Source organism: Bacillus benzoevorans, assembly GCF_014207535.1.
Lineage (GTDB): Bacteria > Bacillota > Bacilli > Bacillales > Cytobacillaceae > Bacillus_BD > Bacillus_BD benzoevorans.
The window spans coordinates 11,684-34,651 of record NZ_JACHGK010000019.1; the positions used below are offsets into that span (position 1 = coordinate 11,684).

18 protein-coding genes are annotated in these 22,968 nt (G+C 40.8%); 14 read left to right on the plus strand and 4 right to left on the minus strand.

The window, feature by feature from the left end; genetic code table 11:
- Positions 1-990: 990 nt before the first annotated feature.
- Complete coding sequence (locus HNR53_RS19070) at positions 991-1,854, minus strand: cytochrome c oxidase assembly protein (protein WP_184529034.1); 864 nt, start codon at positions 1,852-1,854, stop codon at positions 991-993.
- Positions 1,855-2,149: 295 nt separating this feature from the next.
- On the minus strand, positions 2,150-3,184 hold the full coding sequence (locus HNR53_RS19075) for an LCP family glycopolymer transferase (protein WP_184529036.1): 1,035 nt from the start codon (positions 3,182-3,184) through the stop codon (positions 2,150-2,152).
- A 366-nt stretch (positions 3,185-3,550) separates the two neighbouring features.
- Here HNR53_RS19075 and HNR53_RS19080 point away from each other — a divergent pair, with 366 nt between their 5' ends.
- Complete coding sequence (locus HNR53_RS19080; protein WP_184529038.1) at positions 3,551-4,885, plus strand: hypothetical protein; 1,335 nt, start codon at positions 3,551-3,553, stop codon at positions 4,883-4,885.
- Positions 4,886-5,081: 196 nt separating this feature from the next.
- On the opposite strand, the gene HNR53_RS19085 is transcribed toward HNR53_RS19080, so the two are convergent.
- Positions 5,082-5,285, minus strand: a complete 204-nt coding sequence (locus tag HNR53_RS19085; RefSeq protein WP_184529040.1) for a hypothetical protein — start codon at positions 5,283-5,285, stop codon at positions 5,082-5,084.
- 272 nt (positions 5,286-5,557) lie between these two features.
- On the opposite strand from HNR53_RS19085, the gene HNR53_RS19090 reads away from it, so the two are divergent.
- The 12 genes from HNR53_RS19090 (at position 5,558) to HNR53_RS19145 (ending at position 20,079) form a co-directional block, all read left to right on the plus strand.
- Positions 5,558-6,694, plus strand: coding sequence for an SDR family NAD(P)-dependent oxidoreductase (locus HNR53_RS19090; RefSeq protein ID WP_184529042.1), 1,137 nt, complete (start codon positions 5,558-5,560; stop codon positions 6,692-6,694).
- Positions 6,694-7,728, plus strand: a complete 1,035-nt coding sequence (locus tag HNR53_RS19095; RefSeq protein ID WP_184529044.1) for a WaaS/CpsH family glycosyltransferase — start codon at positions 6,694-6,696, stop codon at positions 7,726-7,728. The genes HNR53_RS19090 and HNR53_RS19095 overlap by 1 nt, the downstream gene beginning before the upstream one ends.
- 12 nt (positions 7,729-7,740) lie before the next feature.
- Positions 7,741-8,457 carry a glycosyltransferase family 2 protein gene (locus HNR53_RS19100; RefSeq protein ID WP_184529046.1) on the plus strand — a complete coding sequence of 239 codons (717 nt, stop codon included), beginning with the start codon at positions 7,741-7,743 and terminating at the stop codon, positions 8,455-8,457.
- Positions 8,458-8,820: 363 nt separating this feature from the next.
- Complete coding sequence (locus HNR53_RS19105; RefSeq protein WP_184529048.1) at positions 8,821-9,894, plus strand: acyltransferase family protein; 1,074 nt, start codon at positions 8,821-8,823, stop codon at positions 9,892-9,894.
- Between the two features lie 58 nt (positions 9,895-9,952).
- The gene (locus HNR53_RS19110; RefSeq protein ID WP_184529050.1) at positions 9,953-11,305 is read left to right on the plus strand and encodes an O-antigen ligase family protein; all 1,353 of its coding nucleotides are present in this window, start codon (positions 9,953-9,955) and stop codon (positions 11,303-11,305) included.
- Complete coding sequence (locus HNR53_RS19115; protein ID WP_184529052.1) at positions 11,302-12,141, plus strand: glycosyltransferase; 840 nt, start codon at positions 11,302-11,304, stop codon at positions 12,139-12,141. Before HNR53_RS19110 ends, HNR53_RS19115 begins: the two co-directional genes overlap by 4 nt.
- Positions 12,142-12,547: 406 nt before the next feature.
- Positions 12,548-13,432, plus strand: coding sequence for a glucose-1-phosphate thymidylyltransferase RfbA (gene rfbA / locus HNR53_RS19120; protein WP_184529054.1), 885 nt, complete (start codon positions 12,548-12,550; stop codon positions 13,430-13,432).
- 15 nt (positions 13,433-13,447) lie between these two features.
- Positions 13,448-14,008, plus strand: a complete 561-nt coding sequence (gene rfbC / locus HNR53_RS19125) for a dTDP-4-dehydrorhamnose 3,5-epimerase (protein WP_184529056.1) — start codon at positions 13,448-13,450, stop codon at positions 14,006-14,008.
- A gap of 124 nt (positions 14,009-14,132) precedes the next feature.
- Complete coding sequence (gene rfbB, locus HNR53_RS19130) at positions 14,133-15,158, plus strand: dTDP-glucose 4,6-dehydratase (RefSeq protein WP_184529058.1); 1,026 nt, start codon at positions 14,133-14,135, stop codon at positions 15,156-15,158.
- Positions 15,155-16,006, plus strand: coding sequence for a dTDP-4-dehydrorhamnose reductase (rfbD, locus tag HNR53_RS19135; RefSeq protein WP_184529060.1), 852 nt, complete (start codon positions 15,155-15,157; stop codon positions 16,004-16,006). The genes rfbB and rfbD overlap by 4 nt, the downstream gene beginning before the upstream one ends.
- 618 nt (positions 16,007-16,624) lie before the next feature.
- Positions 16,625-17,704: a glycosyltransferase family 4 protein gene (locus HNR53_RS19140; protein WP_184529062.1), complete on the plus strand. Its 1,080-nt coding sequence runs from the start codon at positions 16,625-16,627 to the stop codon at positions 17,702-17,704.
- A 311-nt stretch (positions 17,705-18,015) separates the two neighbouring features.
- Positions 18,016-20,079, plus strand: coding sequence for an LTA synthase family protein (locus tag HNR53_RS19145; protein ID WP_184529064.1), 2,064 nt, complete (start codon positions 18,016-18,018; stop codon positions 20,077-20,079).
- 79 nt (positions 20,080-20,158) lie between these two features.
- Here HNR53_RS19145 and HNR53_RS19150 read toward each other — a convergent pair whose 3' ends face one another.
- A complete protein-coding gene (locus tag HNR53_RS19150; RefSeq protein ID WP_184529066.1) occupies positions 20,159-20,791 on the minus strand; it encodes a YigZ family protein in 633 nt (210 codons plus the stop codon).
- A 534-nt stretch (positions 20,792-21,325) separates the two neighbouring features.
- Between HNR53_RS19150 and HNR53_RS19155 the strand changes: the two genes are divergently transcribed.
- The gene (locus tag HNR53_RS19155) at positions 21,326-22,468 is read left to right on the plus strand and encodes a sensor histidine kinase (protein ID WP_184529068.1); all 1,143 of its coding nucleotides are present in this window, start codon (positions 21,326-21,328) and stop codon (positions 22,466-22,468) included.
- The last annotated feature ends 500 nt before the right edge of the window (positions 22,469-22,968 follow it).

The following is a 22,968-nucleotide window of genomic DNA, read 5'->3' on the forward strand; positions in this document are numbered from 1 at the left end:
GACAGGAAGAGGAGGTAACCCAGAAAAACTGTCTAATAGAAGGCTTCAAAAGGACAGGATGACTCAGGAACTCGTAAAATCTGTCTAATAGAAGGCGTCAAAAGGACAGGATGAGGCGGAAGCCCGGAAAAACTGTCTAATAGAAGGCGTCAAAAGGACAGGAAGAGGAGGTAACCCAGAAAAACTGTCTAATAGAAGGCTTCAAAAGGACAGGATGACTCAGGAACTCGTAAAATCTGTCTAATAGAAGGCTTCAAAAGGACAGGAAGAGGCGGAAGCCCGGAAAAACTGTCTAATAGAAGGCGTCAAAAGGACAGGATGACTCGGGAACTCGTAAAATCTGTCTAATAGAGGGCGTCAAAAGGACAGGAAGAGACAGGAACTTGTAAAAACTGTCTAATAGAAGGCGTTAAAAGGACAGGAAGAGACAGGAACTTGTAAAAACTGTCTAATAGAGGGCATCAAAAGGACAGGATGACTCAGGAACTCGTAAAATCTGTCTAATAGAAGGCTTCAAAAGGACAAGAAGAGGAGGTAACCCAGAAAAACTGTCTAATAGACGGCGTCAAAAGGACAGGATGACTCAGGAACTCGTAAAATCTGTCTAATAGAAGGCGTCAAAAGGACAGGATGACTCAGGAACTCGTAAAATCTGTCTAATAGAAGGCGTCAAAAGGACAGGAAGAGGAGGTAACCCAGAAAAACTGTCTAATAGAAGGCGTCAAAAGGACAGGATGACTCAGGAACTCGTAAAATCTGTCTAATAGAAGGCATCAAAAGGACAGGAAGAGGAGGTAATCCAGCGGAAGTTGTCCAAAAAAGATGCCGATTCTCGAAAAAAAGAATCTGGCCCAGCTTTCAAAAAGACCGGACGCGGGAGATGGATGCATCATACCCGCACCGCTTAATTGCTAAAGAGCTGTATTTTCAAAAAGCAAATAAAACAGTGATATTCCAGCTGCCACATACAGCAAAGCCCTCACAGCATCACTATGCCTTATATTCAACCTTCCTCATCTTACAACCTTCCGTCTCTCTATCCGCTCTGACACCTTCAGAAATCCGGCTCCCTAAACGGACAGAGGTCATGATGCTGAATTTATGCACGGCCAGCATTAAAATTCCTGCGATGAATTGGTCTATTTTTGAATTAAAAAATGGCGGCAGAATATCGAATGAGCTCATCTGCAGGGGGAGGCAAAGATGAGCGGTGATTTGTGCCAGAAATGGATTATGGATTTGCCCGGAAAAAATATTCAGGATAAACAGCAGGCAGGCGGGCATCAAAATCAGCCCGCTATGAAAGCCATAAAGCTTCATCTGCTTCTTTGTCAGCCGCTGTTTTGGATTCGGATCGGTCAATGGCCGCCACATACTGAAGGATAAGGCGAACATCAGGAACACATAACTATTTTGCCACAATACATGTTGTGTGGTGTAGTTCAGCACCACGGGCATATGGTACATCGTGAACAACATGGCAAAAAGAATAAGTGAAACCATAGGAGGCGGCAGAAGCCTGCTTATTTTCCTTAACAGAGAATGGTTTATCACCCGTTGAAACAGTGGATAGGGAATACCCAGCAGGATCAGCGGCGGGACAACGAAATACATGATACTCATTTGCAGCATATGCAGGCTGAAGGAGAGGTGGCTGAGTTGTGCGAATGGGCTGCCGACCATGATGTAGAAGAGCGATAAAGCGAGAAAGAGAAGGAGAGTTTGTTTATAAAAAGCCGTGCTGTCAGGCAGGAGCCTCAGGAAATAAAGATAAATCATGGAGAAGAAAACGAGACCGAGCAGCAGCGGTATATTCCACACCCAATCGCCTATCAGCCATAATTCATAAAACATATCCTCACCCCTCAGATTCAAGATGCCGTACACTTTCCCAACGAGTACAAACGATCAAGTGTATGATGAATAATATATAATATGTTTTCATTGGCTGATTTATTAGGAAAAAATGGATGCGGTGTTATGAACGAGGAGAGACGAGGTGAATCATCAATGCTTTCATGTGATACCGAGGAAAGGGACGGGTTCCCTGTATTTTCCTCATTTCCGATAACCCGATAAAAAAAGAAGAAATCGGTCAGTATTTTTCGACCGATTTCTCCTTAAGTGCATAAGTGTATTGTCTTTTCAATTAACTGTCCATATTGTTATCCGATTCTGATGAACTGGCAAAGTCTGTTCCGTCATTCGCAGAGCTTGAGACGATTTCAGTTGTTTTTAACCCTAAATGGGTGCGTAATTCATCGGAAATTGCCTGCCTTGTATCGTCATCAACAAGGTAAAACCAAGTGCCGTCGATGGTTTCATTTTCACCAGGAATTTCAATCTTTTCAATCGAATTAGCTGCTTTCAGATAAGACTTTTGCATGCTGACGATTTCCTGCATCTTTAAGCTTGTTTCCACGTTGTCGGAAAGAGCTCCCAGGATTTCATCATAATTGGTTAAGCCTGATACCGAAGCACCCTTTTTAATAACCTTTGTAATAACTTCGCGCTGCCGTTCCTGGCGGCCGAAGTCACCGTTCGGGTCTTGCTTTCTCATCCGTGCATATTGAAGTGCTTCTTCTCCATCTAAATGATGATCGCCCTTCGATAAATAAGTACCGTCTAATTCAAACGCATATTTGTTGTCAACATCAATTCCGCCTACGGCATCGACGATATCTCTAAATCCTTCCATGTTTACCTTTACATAGTAATCAATCGGGATATTCAAGAAATTTTCGATGGAATCAATCGTCATTCCAATGCCGCCGTATGCATAAGCATGGTTCATCTTGGAAATAGTATCATTATCATGGTCACTTTTATCAATTAATTCAGCACGAGTATCGCGTGGGATACTGACAATCTTAGTTGATTTCAGCTCGGGATTCACGGTCAGAATCAGCATGGAATCGGTTCTTCCTGAGTCTTCCTTCCGTTCATCTACCCCGACAAGCAATATAGAAATAGGATCTTTCTTGTTAAATTCAACTTCATCTTCCCGTTTATCGGATTTTCCCCGATCAAAGGTAGTGCTCATTTTATCTACTGCATTTACGACACTGCCATATATGTTATAAACAAATAAACCTCCGGTAATAAATAAGGCAAAAAAGGTTAATAATATAATTCGTTTCCAGCGCAACTTTCTTCGGCGTTTCTTTTTAGTCCTGCTCTCCATCACAGAATTCCCTTCTCTAAAATTTTTGCCCCCAATAAATGAATCTCACTCCAAATTATAAGCTTGTACCGTAAATCCGTGCAACAAGTAAATATAAATAGAATAACCATATCTATGAAACAGACCCTAGAATATGCTATAATTCTGACGGGTTATGGTGGGGGAAAAATAAGCAAACCTTATTATAACATCTATATAGTCCTTTTTACATGAAAAATTAGTTTCCAAATTATAAAAAGATAAAGCGTCCCGCTTATTTACGGAAAAATCACGAATGTTTAATCCTGACTTGCGCTTTCCATCGCGGCAAAGCCGGTTTGTGAATGTGGTAAATAGCTTGCGGTGGTGCAGGAGAGGTTTTGTTGAATGAATAAATTTGAAAAAGTATTGCTGACGCTTTTTTTTATCGAACTCTTTACCGGCGGCGGCGGGCGTCTGATTGATTTCGGCGTGCTGTCCATCCGCCAGGTCCTCTTTATCACATTAATTGCGGTATTCGTCATCCGGATTCTCCGGGAACGGGCTCTTTTTGATCTGGAGACCAACACGTTTTTTCGCTTAAACCCCATCTCGATCGGCATCTACGGATTATTCATCTGGTTTGCGGTCAGCTTTAGTATAGGCTGGCTGAACGGACATGCCTTATCGCAGATTGTGACTGATTTTCTGCGGGTGTCTTTTTTTGCGGCTTATTTCCCGCTGGCTTATTATATATCGGAAGAAAGATTTTCCAAGGCACGTATTATCACGATTTTGAAATACAGCGCCTTTGCCGTCGCCGTGTTTACCGTCTTGCTGGCGCTGTTCGGAAAAACCGTCTTTAGCACTAATTTCCAGCCGTATAAGCATTTCTGGCTCGGACTCTTCGGTGATGATCTCTTATTCCGTCCCAGCTATAGTGTTTTTTATAAAAGCCATTTTTATGTGTTTGTCGGTTTCGTTGTTTCATTAAATGCCTTGCTATCGAAAAACTTTTCCAAAGTGGATATCCTCAATATTATTCTCTGCCCAATCTCGCTTTTCTGGTCAGAAACAAGAGGCTTTCTCTTTGCCATTATGGTCAGCATCCTGATGATCATGGCCCTTGATATCAAAATTCTCATGGACCCAATTAAAGGCTTTTCTCATAAAATAAAAGCCGTACTCCGAAATTCACAGGTGCTGAAGAAATCATTGATTTTGCTCGCTATTACCGTTGCGGTCCCCTTTCTATACCAGTATATGACGCTGGAGCGTTTTGAAAAAACAACACCTGCAGCGCAAACCGAAAAGGGAGAGGTCAATGATACCAGTGCCAGCGTCCGTGTTAAGTATCTAAAACATTCCAAGGAGCTGCTGACGGAAAATCTCGATATCCTCATTATTGGAAGCGGCTATGGCACGGAAATTGGCGGAAGGGTAACCGGTATCGAAACAAGCTTTCTCGATATTTTAGTAGAACAAGGAATCATTGGCCTTTCCATCTGGCTTTATCTCTGCTTGCTTGTCTTTTACTACTATCATATTGTTCATAAACGGGGAGCGTTCATCCCCGCAGAAGACCGTTCCTTATTAGGCATCTTCGTTGGGGTTCTGCTCCTGACGAATATCAATCCTTTCATTAATAATCCGATCGGGATCGTCTTCTTCCTTGTCCTTCTTGTCTTATCATGGAATGCGAAAGAAAAGACGAAAGAGCTCAGCGGACTGGCCGCCAAATAGGGTATTTTTTCCGCCATTGCTATAATTTGAAATGTTTTTGTAATGATCTTAAAACTAAACTGTAAATGAAATAAGGTAAAATGATGTCACAATGGCAGCTCAAATTTTGTCGAAAAATGTCAAGAAGGGCTGTCTGAAAAAAATTTGCGGGTAATCAGTCTACCTACCCCGGGCAGACAATTACATATATATTGCATCAAAAGAACTGGTCTAACCTGCCAGTTCTTTTTCTTTTTTGCCGATAAAATAGGATGGCGCCGCGAAGAACAAGAACGATCATTCGGTAAATAGCGAGGCACCACAGTGACGCCCCGAATGGGACAACGAAGGACGAGGATTGAACTTCTGCACCACTTTTTGTATAATAGTTTGCGATACTTAGGTTAACTTCATTCAGCATAAGTCCTCCACTTCTGTATGTGGGGGATGAATGCAGATAAGTTTTACAATTCAGTGGGGGGTCAAACCACGGCTGAATGAAGTTAAGCTCCCGGCGGATGCCTCGATTTTTCAAAGGAAATTTTTCGAGCGAGCTCGAAAAAAATCGGGCGCAAATTCGACGGGGCGAATTTGATTAAGCGAATTTTGTAAGCAAACAACGATAAGGGATAATTACTCTACTGATAATTCCTAAATATAGATGCGTATCCCAAAAGAAAGAAGGAACTTATCATGATGAAAAATGTACTAATTACTGGCGGAGCGGGATTCATCGGAAGCAGCCTGGCTTTGAAATTACTTGAAAAGGGATATAGTGTAACCGTTCTGGATAACTTATCCCCGCAAATTCATGGTGAAGACGGTACATCATCAGAATTATTCTTGAAAATTAAAAATAAAGTCAACTTTATTAAAGGTGACGTTATTAATATGGATGACTGGAGAAAAGCATTAAAAGGCCAAGATGTTGTCGTGCATTTAGCGGCAGAGACAGGTACCGGCCAATCGATGTATGAAATTAATAAATATATCGATGTCAATACGAAAGGGACATCGAACTTATTACACATATTAACAAATGAAGAGCATCAAATTAAAAAAATAGTGGTCGCCGCTTCAAGGGCGATTTATGGGGAAGGCATGTATCACTGTTCAGAGCACGGAACCGTGTACCCGGTGGAAAGAACGGATGAAGAGATGAAAAAGGGTGATTTTGAAGTCAAATGCCCAATTTGTCATCGTAATGTCGAATTAATGGCAACAACGGAGGAAACAAAAATTCATCCAACCTCCATCTATGGCGTGACGAAACAAATGCAGGAAGAAATGTGTATGGTGGTCGGGAAATCATTGGATATTCCCGTTGTCGCATACCGTTATCAAAATGTATATGGACCGGGGCAATCGTTGAAAAACCCATACACAGGCATTCTGTCCATTTTCTCTACGATCATCAAAAACAACAATAAAATTAATGTCTTCGAGGACGGCAAAGAATCAAGGGACTTTGTATTTATTGATGATATCGTGGACGCAACGATTTTAGGAATCGAAAAAGAGGAAGCAAACTTTGAAAGCTTTAACGTGGGAACAGGAGTCTGCACGACGGTTATGGAAGTGGCCACAACGTTAAAGGAAAAATATCAGTCAAATACAGAGATTGAAATTAGCGGGAACTATCGTTTAGGCGATATCCGTCATAACTATGCTGATCTGACAAAAATCCATGATAAATTAGGGTTTACGCCAAAAGTAAGCTTTGACGAAGGCATCAGTAAATTTGTTGCATGGGTGAACCAGCAAGAGGTTGTTGAAGATAATTATCAAAAATCAATCGATGAAATGAAGAAAAAGGGATTATATAAATAATGGAATCTATCTTGAAAAATAAAAAGATTTTATTCTTATGTCCTTTATTTTTTAATTATCATAAAAAAATAATAAAGGCTATGGAATCACTTGGTGCAGAAGTAGACTACTTTGATGAGCGCCCATCAAATACGGTTCTTTCGAAAGCATTATTAAGGATCAATCGCAATTTTGTCCGAGGACAAATTCATCGTTACTATGAAGAAATTACGTTGAAAATTAAAGATAAGACCTATGATTCCATTTTCATCTGCCAGGCTGAAGCAACGCCGCAATCATTTTTAAAGGATGTCAGAAGGATGAATCCCAGTGCCAAAATTGTTCTTATGCTCTGGGATTCCATTGCGAATAAAGTAAATACGCTGGAGAAGCTGGATTTGTTTGATGAAGTGTTTTCTTTTGATAAAAAGGACTGCGACCAATTCGGACTGACCTTCAGACCTTTGTTCTTTGATGAAGAGTATGAACAAATAGCCGAGGAAAATGCTCCGCTTGTTTACGATTTATTTTTTGTCGGTACGGTGCACAGCGATCGCTATCAAATTTTAAAAGAAGTCAAGAAGCAGTTTGAACAGAACCATTCCAAAGTCTTTTACTTTATGTATATTCCAAGTAAATTAATGTATTATCAACGAAAGTTTTTAACGAATGAATTAGCAGGCAGCCAAGTGACAGATTTTTCCTTTGTCGGCTTGCCCAGTGAGCAATTGACGGCTAATTTAAAGCAATCGAAGACGGTCATCGATATTCAGCATCCAAAGCAATCGGGCTTGACGATGCGAACGATTGAAATGCTCGGTGCCAATAAGAAAATGATCACGACCAATGCGGATATTCAGAATTATGATTTTTACCACCCGAACAATATTTGCATTGTGGATAGAGAAAATGTCCATATACCGTCGGAGTTTATCACAGCTCCCTTTGTGCCTGTAGATGAAAAGATAAAGGAAAGATACTCAATTAAGTATTTTGTCTTAGATATATTGGGATTAACAGGAGAAAAAGAGCATCACTTTTATGTGGATAGATAGTGGAGGAAGAAAATGAAGGTTTCGGTAGCAATGGCCACTTACAATGGAGAAAACTATATAAAGGCGCAAATCGACAGTATTCTCTCCCAGCTGGGACTTGAAGATGAGTTGATTATATCGGATGATCATTCTTCAGATGCGACGGTTTCAATTATTGAGGAATATAGGAAGCAGGATTCCCGGGTGAAGCTGTTTATGAACGAAGAAAAAGGAGTCACCTCAAATTTTGAGAATGCGATTAAGCGCACGCAAAATGAGATTGTCTTTTTAAGTGACCAGGATGATGTTTGGAAGCCGGAAAAGGTGCAAACAGTTCTATCTTACTATGAAAAAAATCCAAAGATCCTGATGATTATGTCGGATATTACGGTAGTCGATAATGAACTTCATCCAACGATTGAATCGTTTTATGAATTTAGAGGCAGCCGTGCCGGCGTGTTGAAAAACATCATCAAAAACAGTTATATCGGCTGTGCGATGTCCTTTCGTAAAGAGTTAAAAGAGCAGATTCTGCCCATACCAAGGAATGTTCCGATGCATGATATGTGGATTGGGCTGGTAGCAGATATGAACAAAGCGGCATTACTCATCCCGGAAAAATTAATTTATTACCGCAGACATAACAGTACCGTGACGACGGTAGAAAATAATTCATCGTTAAAGGAAAAAATTGTTTGGCGATTCCAAATTTCTTCGCTGTTGCTGAAGGCATATCGAAAAAATAGATAACAGAAATCATTCCATCCTACTATATTTTGGCAATATTGCTGCAGGAAGAACGAAAATATCCTCATTCCTTGGTCTTTCACAGCCTTTACTGTTGTGGCAACAGGCAACAGGAATAAAGTCCTGCAGCTTTTACTCCTATTGACATCTCTCCTATAGTACCGTTTTAGCAAAAAGACTCTCCGCAAGATTATTCCCTGTCATATAACCGATTTCCCGCGCTCAGAACCTGTCGAATCCGCTAGAACTTCGCAAAATAAAGGATACAAAATTCAACAGGATAATGCTATAATTTATCTTTGTAAAAAACGAATACTAATCATTGGAATTTGGAGTGTGATTTCTAAAGGAAAAGGTGGATGCTGAATGTTTTTAAGTGGGAAAAGCATTGATCAGTGCATCGATGCTAGAAAAAATAATCTGGATATCATTCGATTCATCGCAGCTACGTTAGTTATTTTTTCTCATGCCTACCCATTAACCACAGGTAATAATGCAACAGAGGCTTTTGCGGTTTTTTCGAATGGTCAAATGACCTTTGGGGAATTAGCTGTCAGTATTTTTTTTGTGATCAGCGGCTTTCTCATTACCCAAAGTTATGACCGGTCAAAGAATCCGATCTATTATTTTAAAGCCAGAGTCTTGCGGATTTTCCCGGGGCTTATCTTTTGTGTGTTATTGACCGTCTTATTTTTAGGACCGATTCTGAGCGAATTAGGTGTGAAGGCTTACTTTACGAATCGGGAAACGTTTGATTACCTAAAGACCATTACTTTGTATTGGATTCAGTATGATCTGCCCGGAGTATTTCAAACAAACGCATGGCCTGGTGCCGTAAATGGCTCGCTATGGACATTATGGTACGAGTTTTTCTTTTACATTGTCGTAGCGGTTCTTGGGGTGGCAAGACTGCTGGATAAAAGAGTTGTTTTGGCCGGATTCATCTTAGCTTCTGCGCTTTATTTTCTTGGCAAAGGCGCCCTGTACACAGATCTATTCCGCTATTTCGGTGCAGGAATGGCATTGTACCTTTTTAGAAAACAGATTAAATTAAACGGCTGGATGGCGCTTGTATCACTGGTTATCCTATTCATCACAGTCAAAGCGGGGTACTTTGTTTATGCGTTCACGATTTTTGGAACGTATCTGATTTTCTATGTGGCATTTGATACAAGGGTTAAATTACAGAACTTTGGGAGATATGGGGATTTTTCTTACGGAATTTATATTTATGCATTTCCAATCCAACAAATCATGAGCTATCTTTTTCATAATCAGCTGAACGTTTGGGGGAATTTCTTACTAACATTCCCGTTGGCTCTTCTATTGGCCATTATTTCATGGTACTTAGTTGAGAAGAGAGCGTTAAAATATAAAAAGGTTACATTAAAATCTTTATGGCTGAAATGGAATGCGAACCCCAAGATAAAACAAATTTAAATAGGGAGGAGATCCGCGTGGAAAAGGGGATCCCTATGGGTATATGTGAGGTTTGTATATGAATCGCTTTGAAAAACTACTATTAACTGTTTTTTTTGTGGAAATTTTTATTGGCGGCGGAGGCCGGCTGATTGATTTTGGCGTTTTATCTATTCGCCAGGTTTTGTTTCTGCTTGTATTAGGAACTTTTATTTTTCGCATCATAAAAGAAAAAGCAATTTTTAATAAAGAAATAAATACATTTTTCCGCTTTAATCCTGTTTCGATTGGGATCTATGCGCTTCTGGCTTGGTTCTGCGTCAGCTGTCTAATCGGCTTTGTCAATGGCCATCCGTTAGGGGCGATCGTAACGGACTTTTTTAGAGTATCGTACATTGTGCTATTTTTTCCATTAGCCTACTATATTGCTCAAGAGCGTTTTCCGCTCTCCAGAATCATCACGTTATTAAAGTATAGTGCGATTGTCGTTTCGATCTTTACCATTACCGTTTCTGTTTTAGGAAAAACGATCTTTGCCGCTGACTTCTATTATTTTTGGAAGTTTATGAATACGATTATGAATGATGATTTATTTTTCAGACCAAGCAACAGTGTCTTTTACAAAAGTCATTTCTTCGTCCTCATTGGGGTGATTCTGGCATTTAATGATTTGCTGCATAAAAAATACAGTAAATTGAATATCGCCCTGATCACGATTGGTTCAATATCCGTGCTTTGGTCGGAAACAAGAGGTTTTTTACTGGCATTTATGATCAGCGTCATCATGATTATCCTTTTGGATATTAAAGTCATTGTGGACCCGATTAAAGGATTGAAAACAAAAATCCAAAAATTGCTCCAGTCGAGGGATTTTCTTAAACGTTTTATCATCTCTATTGTCGTGATGATGGTCGTACCGGTGATGTTTGAAAATATGACCCTTGAACGTTTCGGAACAGAGACAGTCCAGAAGCATAAGTACAGTGACGAAGAGAAAAAAGATAAAAAATATAAAGAAAAAGTTGAGGATGTCAGTGTCAATAAGCGCATCGAGTTTATTAAGGATTCGATCCACATCCTATCCAAACCAGCCAATTTGATTGTGGGAACCGGATATGGCATGGAGATTGCCGGCAGAATCACCGGAATCGAAATGAGTTTTCTTGATATTTTGGTGGAACAGGGAGTCATTGGTCTGGCTATTTGGGGCTTTCTCTTTTTAATGGTTTATTATAATTATTGGGTCAGCTATAAAAAAGGGCGGAAGCTCATGCCGCTGGATTTCGCTCTCCTGGCTGTGTTTATGGGGATCTTATTATTAACCAATATTAATCCATTTATAAACAATCCACTGGGAATCAGCTTTTTCCTCGTTCTCCTGATTGTTTCACAGAAGATTAAGGAATATAGCGTAAAAGAGGTTTTCAAATGAACATAACGATGGTTATGGTGCTTTATAAGCAAAAACCGGAGGAAAGTAAAACATACCGGACGCTAAAACAACACTTATTCAGCCAGATTCAGTTTCCAGAAGGTAAAATCGAACTGATTCTGTATGATAATAGTCCGGAGAAACAAGGATTTACTCCTCCTGTTATAGAAGGGCTGCACATATCCTATATCCATGATGAACGGAATTTAGGCATCGCAACAGCTTATAATTACGCCTATTCCATAGCAAAGAGCAATGGCAGTGAGTGGCTGCTGCTGCTTGATCACGATACCGAATTAACAGCGGACTATATCAATAGAGTACTGCATTTAGCGGAAGTCCCGGAGGAAGCAGCTGCTGTTGTCCCGAAAATCAATAGCGACCATGCGATGATATCTCCTGTTTACAGCGATACACTGCGGCCGCTGATTGGGGAAAAACCGCAGACGGGAATTCAGGAGAAGCCGGTCATGGCGATCAATTCCGGCAGTTTAATTAAGGTCTCCTTTTTAACGGAACTAAACGGGTTTAATCAGGAATTTGCCTTAGATTATCTCGACCATTGGCTTTTCTTTGAAATTTATCACAAAGGCTATAAGGTGCTGTTACTCGATACAGAGCTGGAACATGAATTGTCGGTCATGGATTATGACCGGGTTTCACTGAACCGCTATAAAAGTATCCTGGATTCAGAAACAAACTTTTACCGCAATTATAAGAAAGACTTGTTTTCTTCCTATCGCACACAGCTGGTCAAACGATTTCTGAAACAAATTCTGCTCGTGAAGAATAAAAAGATTGCCACGTATACACTGAAGAAAATATTTTCACTCTAGCCATCGTTAACACCTGTGAGAGTCTAACGAGCGGGAAATGTGAATTTATTTTATATATAAAGGCTGTGTTAAAGGTCGATGTTGATATTTAATACCTTGTTGATTGGAGTGGAAGGCACGAAGACTCCTCCGAAAATGCTGCGCATTTTCATCGTGCGTGGGCGGATTCGAGGAAGCTTATTCAATGTCCTGCGGGAACCGCGAGACAGACGAGACCCCGCAGGCACGAAGTGGCGAGGAGGCTCGGCGGTCGCCCGCGGAAAGCGAAGTGCCTGGAACGGAAATCAACAACCAAGTTTAACAGAGCCTATATAAAAAAAACCATCATAATCATTCACTGTGCTGGTGAATATTGTAAAATGATATGATGGGGTGAGAAATTAATGAAAATAGGGAGTGGGATTCAATGAAAGGCATCATTCTAGCTGGCGGGAGCGGCACAAGACTATATCCTTTAACAAAGGTCGTATCGAAACAATTGCTGCCTGTATATGATAAACCGATGATTTATTATCCGCTATCTGTCTTAATGCTTGCAGGGATCAAAGACATTTTGATTATTTCAACCCCGCAGGATACACCGCGTTTTGAACAAAGTTTAGGGGATGGATCCGATTTTGGGATCAATCTTTCATATAAAGTACAGCCGCATCCGGGCGGACTGGCGCAAGCCTTTCTAATCGGGGAAGAGTTTATTGGAGACGATCATGTGGCCCTTGTGCTGGGAGATAATATTTTCTACGGACACGGCTTAACCAATCTCTTAAAGAAAGCAGAAGCACGTGAAAAAGGTGCAACGGTGTTCGGCTACTATGTAAATGACCCGGAACGCTTTGGGGTTGTTGAATTTGATGATAACGGAAAGGCGATTTCGATCGAAGAAAAACCGGAGCAGCCAAAATCAAACTATGCCGTAACCGGGCTTTATTTTTACGATAATCGTGTTGTCAAGATTGCGAAGAGCATTAAGCCATCGGCACGCGGGGAATTAGAAATTACCGATGTCAACAAAATCTACCTTGAATCAGGCGAGCTGAATGTGGAGCTTTTAGGCCGCGGCTATGCATGGCTTGATACCGGCACGCATGAATCTTTGTTAGAAGCATCACAATTTATTGAAACCATTGAAAAACGGCAATCACTAAAAATTGCCTGCCTTGAAGAAATCGCCTTTAAAATGGGGTATATTACAAAAGACAAACTAATCGAACTAGCCGAGCCGCTTTTGAAAAATCAATACGGACAATATTTGATTAAAATTGCCGGCACAGGTCCTAAACCTATCCAATAAGTGAGGTCTTAATCGATGAACAAAATAGAAACAAAATTGCCAGGTGTTGTGATTTTAGAACCAAAAGTATTTGGCGACCACCGCGGCTATTTTATGGAAAGCTATAATAAAAAGGTCTTTGAAGAACTGGGACTGCACTATGATTTGATTCAGGATAATCAATCCTTATCAGCTCCAGTCGGCACGTTGCGCGGACTTCATTTCCAATTGAATCCAAAGGCACAGACAAAGATTGTCCGCTGTATCACAGGCGCCATTTATGATGTGGCCGTCGATATCCGCAAAGGCTCTCCGACTTACGGTCAGTGGATCGGTGTGATTTTATCCGAACATAACAAACGCCAGCTTCTTGTGCCAAAAGGCTTTGCCCACGGTTTCTGCACCATTGTTCCGGACACAACCGTGGCCTACAAAGTGGATGAATACTATTCGCCTGAGCATGACGGCGGCATTCTCTGGAATGACCCGGCGCTTGGCATCGACTGGCCGACAACAAGCCCGATTCTGTCCGATAAAGATACAAAGCATCCAACATTAGCTGAAGCCACGCATCTGAATTTTGTTTACGAAGACTAATATGTTACCCCAGCCTTCTGTGCCTGCGTCTATCATGCTGTGCACAGAAGGCTTTGAATGAATAGAGAAAAGGCCTGACCCGGAAGATGACTTTCGGTCAGCCAGTGAAAAACAGGAGGATCACATGAAACTATTAATAACAGGCGGAGCTGGCTTTATTGGCAGCAACTTCGTACGCTACATGGTGAATAAATATCCTGAGTATCAAATTGTAAACTTAGACTTATTAACGTATGCAGGCAATCTCGAAAACCTGAAGGATATTGAAAGCAAGCCAAACTATAAATTCGTTAAAGGCGACATTGCTGACCGTCCATTTATCCAGGACCTATTTGAAAAAGAAAAATTCGACTATGTCCTAAATTTCGCCGCTGAATCCCATGTGGACCGCAGCATCACCAATCCGGAAATTTTCGTGCAAACGAATATCCAGGGAACGCTTTGTCTTTTAGATGCAGCTAAGGCAATCGGCGTGAAAAAATACTTACAGGTTTCCACTGATGAAGTGTACGGTACCTTAGGCGCAACCGGTTACTTCACTGAAGAAACACCGCTGGCGCCAAACAGCCCGTACAGCGCAAGTAAAACAGGAGCTGACCTTTTGGTGCGTGCCTACCATGAAACATACGGCATGCCAATCAATATTACGCGCTGCTCTAACAACTACGGTCCGTTCCATTTCCCGGAAAAACTAATTCCGTTAATGATTATCAACGCCTTGCATGACAAGGATCTTCCTGTTTATGGCGATGGCTTAAACATCCGCGACTGGCTTCATGTTGAGGACCACTGCCAAGCGATTGACCTTGTGCTCCATAAAGGCCGCGATGGTGAAGTGTACAATGTCGGCGGCAACAATGAAAGAACGAATGTTGAAATTGTCAAAACGATCCTTGCTCAATTGGGCAAACCGGAATCATTAATCAAGTACGTCAAGGACCGCCCAGGCCACGACCGCCGCTATGCGATCGACGCTGCGAAGCTGCGCACAGAACTCGGCTGGGAGCCAAAATATACCTTTGAAACAGGCATTAAGCAGACAATCGACTGGTATCTCAACAACCAGGAATGGTGGCAGAACATCATTTCCGGCGAATACCAGGAATACTTTAAATCTCAGTACGGGGATAGATTAGAGGTTGAAAAATGATTGTTTTAGTAACAGGTGTGAATGGTCAATTAGGCCATGATGTTGTCAAAGAATTAAGCGCAAAAGGTCACCAGCCGCACGGTACCGACCGCGATGATTTCGATCTGACAAACGAAGAAGCTGTCCATGCCTATGTGAAAAAAATAAACCCGGACGCCATCATCCATTGTGCTGCTTTTACAGCAGTGGACAAAGCGGAATCTAAAGAAGAAACAGCTTATAATGTCAATGCTCTTGGGACAAAATATTTAGCAGAAGCAGCCAAAGCCTTGGATGCAAAAATGATTTACATCAGCACAGACTATGTCTTCAATGGCAATAATAGCGAACCATACGAAGCCGATCAAAAGACCGATCCAATCGGCGCCTACGGCAGGACAAAATTAGCCGGCGAAGAATTTTTAAAAGCCGCGTTGGAGAAATATTTCATTGTCCGCACTGCATGGGTGTACGGTTTGAACGGGCACAATTTTGTCAAAACGATGCTCCGCCTTGGCAAAGAGCGCGGCGAGTTAGGCGTTGTAAGCGATCAAATCGGTTCGCCAACGTATACCGTCGACCTGGCAAAGCTGCTGGTTGAAATGGTGGATACGGACAAATACGGCGTTTACCACGCAACCAACAGCGGCATCTGCTCCTGGTATGAATTTGCCGTAGAAATTTTTAACCAAGCAGGTCTGGAAGTAAAGGTCAACCCGCTGACAACGGACCAATATCCAACCCCGGCAAAAAGACCGAAATATTCCGTTTTAAGTAAAAAGAAACTTGAAGAACAAGGCTTCACTCCACTGCGTGATTGGAAAGAAGCACTTTCTGCATATTTACAGGAATTAAAAGCACAGGCATAATATAAAGAGGGACAGGGGACAGTCCCACATAAATAGAGAAAGGCTGAATGCGTGCGTTCAGCCTTTTTTACATAAGAAGCATTTGAAAGAGTGAAGGACAAAACCCCGTGATAGCTTTGTTAGAATGTCCTTCATAAGGGGCATGAAGAACAAAATCCAGTTACAGCACCATCAAAATGTCCTTCATCAAACCCGCTGCCCCTTCGCATTTATCGGCAATTTTTCGACAAGTTCACCACTTTACAATCCTTCATGAAACTTTCATGAAATTGTCATCTTCAGTTGCACATCTGACATAAACATCGTTTCATTATGAATAAAATGGGTATATAATCATGGTTAAGCGGTGACGAAAATCCCTTGCTTTCTATACATAAATGTTGTTTCTAGGAGCTAAGACCGTCCTGAATCTATGAAAATAGCGCTTTTCCCTACCCTTTGATAGGCTAAATAAAGATTCTCAATTTCCTAGAATTGTGATATAATCCTCAGTGTTGTGGTATATGCATATGGAAAAATCTAGTTATATTTAGAGAATAATTAGGGATCTTGGGTTAGTGGATTTTGCCTGTTTCATTTTACATAGAATGGGCAAGATACAATTAAGGGAGGATATTCATGATTTACTTAACGATGTTAATATGTCTCATCAGTTCTATCCTTATTACTCCTGTTGTGAAAAAATTAGCATTTGTAATCGGCGCAACTGACAAGCCGAACCAAAGAAAAGTTCATCAAAAAATTATGCCTCGTCTTGGGGGCTTAGCCATTTATATAAGTTTCGTTATCGGTGTTTTCATTTACCATCCAGTATCACCGTTCTTACTGCCTAATGCTCTGAAAGCCATTATGATTGGGAGCGGCATTATCATCATTACGGGTGTCCTTGATGACATGTTTGAAATCTCACCGAAAATGAAAATGTTTGGTCAGCTGCTGGCAGCTTCCATTGTTATTTTCTATGGCGGAATACAGGTGGAGTTTATCAATTTACCGTTTGTTAATAATCGAATAGAGTTTGGATTCTTTAGTGTTCCAATTACCTTTTTGTGGATTGTCGGAATCACAAATGCGATTAACTTGATTGACGGTCTCGATGGTTTGGCTGCAGGTGTATCATCGATTGCAATCATCACCATTTCCGGAATGGCTATTCTGTTCGGAAATCCATTTGTTGTTGTAATGGGAGCGATTCTTTTAGCAAGTACAGTTGGATTTTTGTTCTACAATTTCCATCCGGCCAAGATCTTCATGGGAGACACAGGGGCCTTGTTCTTGGGATTTATGATTGCCGTGTTTTCGCTGCTTGGGTTCAAAAACGTTACCCTTATCTCGTTTATCATCCCAATCATCATTCTTGGAGTGCCAATCTCCGACACATTCTTTGCCATCTTGCGCCGTATTGTGAACAAAAAGCCGCTATCGGCACCAGATAAATCACATTTGCATCATTGCTTATTAAGATTAGGATTTACCCATCGTCAAACAGTATTAATCATTTATGCAATGGCCGCTTTCTTTGGCTTAGCAGCAATCATCTTCTCACAAGCCAAAACACTTGGTTCCGTTGCGTTAATTGTCGTACTGTTAATCGTAATTGAAATCTTTGCAGAAAAAATCGGTCTCGTCGGCAAGAACTATAATCCATTGCTAAAAATAGTCAGGGGTATCCGGTACTCAACCGTTAAAAACCGCTAAATTAAAAAGGTCTGTCCTATAAGGCGTTAATCGTCTTGCGGGACAGACCTTTTTTTTGGTTGACAGAAAATTGCCTTGATGAAGCATTTCACCATTTTTATGAAAATGGGCTCTGTCTTTCTTTTTTAATAATGAAATGATTCAAATTGTAAAGTTCTTGAAAAGGTATGGCAATTTAATGAACATTTGCTTTTGCGGGCGACCAATTTCGCAGCTATGATATACTAATGTAAATTAAATATGCAGGTTACTTACTTTAAATTTTTGTAAATGTTACTGCTAGATTATTACTTTCGGAGATGTTTAGGTTTATGAAAAGACTGAAGATTAACCGGCTCATTAGTTTGGCTGCATGGAATGGGATCTTTGCTTTTGCATTATTGTTTACGATTAAATTATTTCGAAATCGTTTTAGTATCGATAACTTCATCTATTGGATGCAGGAAGATACAAAGAAAATGACCGTCTATCTTATCATCATTTTTTTCCTATTGTTTTCCACGATAAAGATACAATTAAAATTGTTTGCATCACTTGAGCAGCATCACCCCAAGGTATTAATAGGATTCAAATACCTCTTTATTTTTATTTCTTCATTTGCTGCATCCATGATTGTCAATTATTATTTTCAATACTTTCAGATGCTAAAGGATCCAATAATGACATCGGAATGGATTATAAGTAATTTCAGTATTTATATGGCTGGTGTTCTCTATATTTTATTTATCTTTTTGCTTGCCTATGTGTTATTGGGAAATCTCTATTTTAGTTCTCTGATTACGTCGTTTCTGCTGCTGGCGATTGGTTTTATCCATTACAACAAGCTTAACATAAGGACTGAACCTCTTTATTTTAATGATTACAAGCAAATGAAGGCGATGAAAGATGTTATTCCGATGATCAAGGAATATATCTCGGTCGGGCAAATATTCGTAATTCTTCTGTTGTTTATTGGCATGGGGTTTCTTTCCCGTTATCTGCCAAAACTGAAAATGGCGCTGTGGATGAGGGGAATCACCTTTGCTGTCGTGATTACGTTGCTGTATTCGTATACAAACTTTCCCAAAACCTTTATGAATACCCTTGTGCAACGCAGTCATGTGGAAATCGTAAAATGGAATCAAATTGAGAACTATGAGGTAAACGGTTTTCTTTTCGGATTTTTATCGAATATTCATAGCGATATTCTTGAGAAACCTGGAACTTATTCAAAGGAATCTGTTTTGAAAATAGCGGAGAAATATGTAAAGGTTTCCAGCAATGAAGCAAGGGAGGAAAGCGGACAAAAACCGAATATCATCTATTTGATGAGTGAATCTTTCTGGGACCCGACCAAGCTGGATGCGGAATTTAGTGCAGACCCACTCATTTCACTTCGTTCTTTGATGAATGAACACCCTTCAGGGGCCTTGTTGTCACCCGTCTTTGGCGGGGCAACGGCTAATGTGGAATTTGAAGCCTTAACCGGGTTCTCGACTTCCTTTTTAAAAATAGGTTCCATTCCGTATCAGGAGGCGGTCACAAAACAATCCTTCATTCCAACCATCGCTAGTAATCTAGAATGGGAAGGATATCGGACGCTGGCAATCCATCCTTATAATCGGGTGTTTTATAAACGAGATCAGGTCTATAACACCTTTGGCATTGATGAGTTTATTGATGAAAAAACAATGTCGTTTCAAGAACGGACGCCGGGTGGAGTGATAACGGATGAGTCGCTTAGTCTTGAAATTTTGGATCAGATCAAAAAGACCGATGAACCGTTATTTATTCATGCTGTTTCCATGCAGAACCATATGCCTTATAATCCAGGTGCTTACAAGGAAAATAAGATCAAAATTGCGGGCTTGAGCGAAGAATCCATCGAGACGCTGGAAGTCTATACAGAGGGCATCCGCAGGTCAGATGAAGCATTAAAGCTCTTGGTAGACCGGCTAGAAGGACTGGATGAACCGACCATTGTCGTCTTTTGGGGAGATCATATGCCCATCCTTGGGGCGGATCAAGCCATTTACAAGGAAGCAGGATACGAGACCGAGGATAAGCTTATGATGACGAGAAAATATTCCGAAACACCATTGCTGATCTATTCTAATTTTGCCAAAGGGCAAAAGGATTTAGGCAGCATCAGTCCCAACTATTTGGCAACAATTGTTTATGATTACCTTGGCTTCAAAAAGCCTGCGTTCTACAATTTACTGGATGAACTAATGATCGAAATTCCAGGGCTTAAATCCAATCTAAGAATAGACAGCGCCCAAGAATTTATTACAGAATTAAGTGGAAAACGAGAAGAGTTATTAGATGACTACAAGCTTCTGGTATACGACCTGTTAATCGGAGAACAATACAGTTTATCAATCCTGTATCCATAGGGAAACACGGGGACGGTTATTACAGCGGACGTCTGGCATCGACCCAATACAAAAAGGAGAGGCACGCAACCGCCTCTCCCTATACCAATTCCTCCATATAAAGCACTTCGCCCTCACGTATCTCTGCCTGGCCATTCGTCAGCTCGATCACCCAATCCGTAAAGGCCGCAACATCTCCCTCTTCGACATATGTATCAATCACCACATTATCGAGATACTGAATCTCTTTAATCGTATAGACAGAGGACCGCAGTTCATTTTCCATTTTGCCGAGCCAGGTATAATCAATTTTCGTCGATACCACCTGCATCAGCTTCCGCAGCACGACACCTGTTGCCTCAATTCCCTCAGAAGTTGCTTTTCCGTAGGCGCGGATGAGACCGCCTGCTCCAAGCTTAATCCCGCCGAAATAGCGCGTTACCACGACGACCGTATCCTTCAGCCCCTTTTTCTTCAACACCTCGAGAATCGGCACGCCGGCTGTTCCGCTCGGCTCTCCGTCGTCATTGGCCTTTTGAATCTGGTCATGCTCGCCAATTAAATATGCGGAGCAATTATGAGTCGCATTCCAATACTGCTTCTTTATTTCCACAATAAAATTCTGTGCTGCTGCCTCTGTTTCGACCCGCGCTACATGAGCGATAAAGCGGGATTTTTGAATAACAATTTCATGTTCGCCTTTAAGGCTAACTGTATAATAACGGGATAACATCTAACCGATCCTTTCTCTAATTCAAATATGTATATATATTCGTTTCGTTACCTGATCACACCTTCCATTATAAAGGAAATGGCTGAAAAGGGGGAAGCCGGCCGAATGGGATTCGACAAAAAACTTACTCGTATTATCATGGTTAATATAGGTATTCATCCATAGGTACATTACTTTTTCTATAGAAAAACAAACCCATCAGGTTGCATCCCAAATCCCATATCTTGCAAATATTTTTACAATACTCTGATTCCAAATATAGAGATTGTAATAAAATTTTAATATAAATGGCTCATTGGAGTGGTATAATTGGACGTAATTATAGGATAAAATATTCAATAGTATAAAAGTATTAATAATTCTTAGGTGAGAGAAATTCCGCATGGGATATACAACCTATTAGTGATATAATAATCATGAGCCTATTTAACGATTTTTTCACTCTTTTTCGTTATTTTCATACAAAATTCTCCTTTTCAAGATACAATAAATGAGGGATGTCAAAGGCTCATTTGTCTTTTGGGGGATATAGATATGAAAGTAAAAAAATTTGATACGAAAGCACTCGATGCCATTCTGGAAAAAATGATTGATACGGTCGAACACAGTAAAACAGAAATATACCAAATTGGGGAGACCTGCCGCAAAGACTATGACACTTTAGCAAATGAACTCAAAGAGGTTAAGCTGACCGTTCTCAAAATCATTGAAGAAGGCGACAAGCTGGATAAGATGGCAAGAGCTTCTCGGAAACGGCTCTCAGATGTAAGCCGTTGCTTTAACGAATTTTCCGAGGATGAAGTAAGAAAGGTTTATGAACATGCCAACAATATTCAAACGACCTTAAGCATGAATCGGCAAAAGGAAAAACAGCTGCGGATTCGCCGTGATGAGCTTGAAAGAAGGCTTGTCGGTCTGCATGAAACGATTGACCGTGCTGACAACTTAGTCTCGCAAATCAGCGTTGTCATGAATTATTTGCAAAGCGATTTACAAAAAATCGGTGAAGTATTAGAGGACGCCAATCTAAAGCAGCATTTCAGTATCAAAATTATCGAAGCACAGGAGGAAGAACGAAGACGTCTTTCACGGGAAATTCATGATGGACCGGCGCAGATGATGGCCAACGTGATGCTGCGTTCTGATTTGATTGAAAAAATATTCCGTGAGCGCGGTGCAGACGAAGCCATGGCAGAAATCCGCAATGTGAAGAAAATGGTTCGTGATGCGCTGTACGAAGTTCGTCATATTATTTATGACCTCCGCCCGATGGCACTCGATGATTTAGGTCTTGTTCCGGCTCTGAGAAAATATATGCAGACAACAGAGGATTACTTCAACACCTCTCGTATCCAGCTTGTTTGTCTCGGAGAGGAAAGGCGACTACCGGCAAAATATGAAGTTTCTTTCTTCCGTTTAATTCAAGAATCTGTACAAAATGCGATGAAGCACGCCGAAGCTAATGAAGTGCTGGTGAAATTGGAAAACTACAAAGACAAGATCACCATCATCATTCAAGACGACGGCAAAGGCTTTGACAAAGAAACGAGGAAAGAATCCTCTTTCGGATTAATCGGCATGAGAGAAAGGGTAGACCTTTTAGATGGAGAATTGACGATCGATTCTGAAATTGGCAAAGGAACGACTGTCACGATTAAAGTACCGCTAAAGGATTAAACGTATAAAAATTTTGCATAAATATGGTTTCAAGCAACTGCTGGGCAGAGAGCCTTCTGAGTCTTGAGCACCGGGAGTCTCAGGAAGGGCTGCTCGGCATCTTATAAAAATAAACAGCAGTATTTGCATCCCGGGGAAAAGCTTGATAGGTTGAAAGCGCCGCCTAATCTGGAATGTGTTCATACTGAACGGCCGCTAGACGGACTTTTAGCGTGAACAGCCCGCTATAATGACTTATCCATATCTAAACTCTAGGCAATAAAGAACATCATCCGTATGGTTATAAAAACTTGCCCCTGCTTTATAAATGGTATCATTCTAATCATATTTATTAATTTTCTTTTCCATACTGTGTTTGCAACTAGTTTAATAGAGCTTTTGACATGTATCTATTATCAACATTTTTAGGAATTATCAGAATGATTTCATGTATTTACATAAAGTAAGTGGTAAAATAGCAGTAGATGTAAAATAATAGTAAGGAACGGACATGGGAGGCG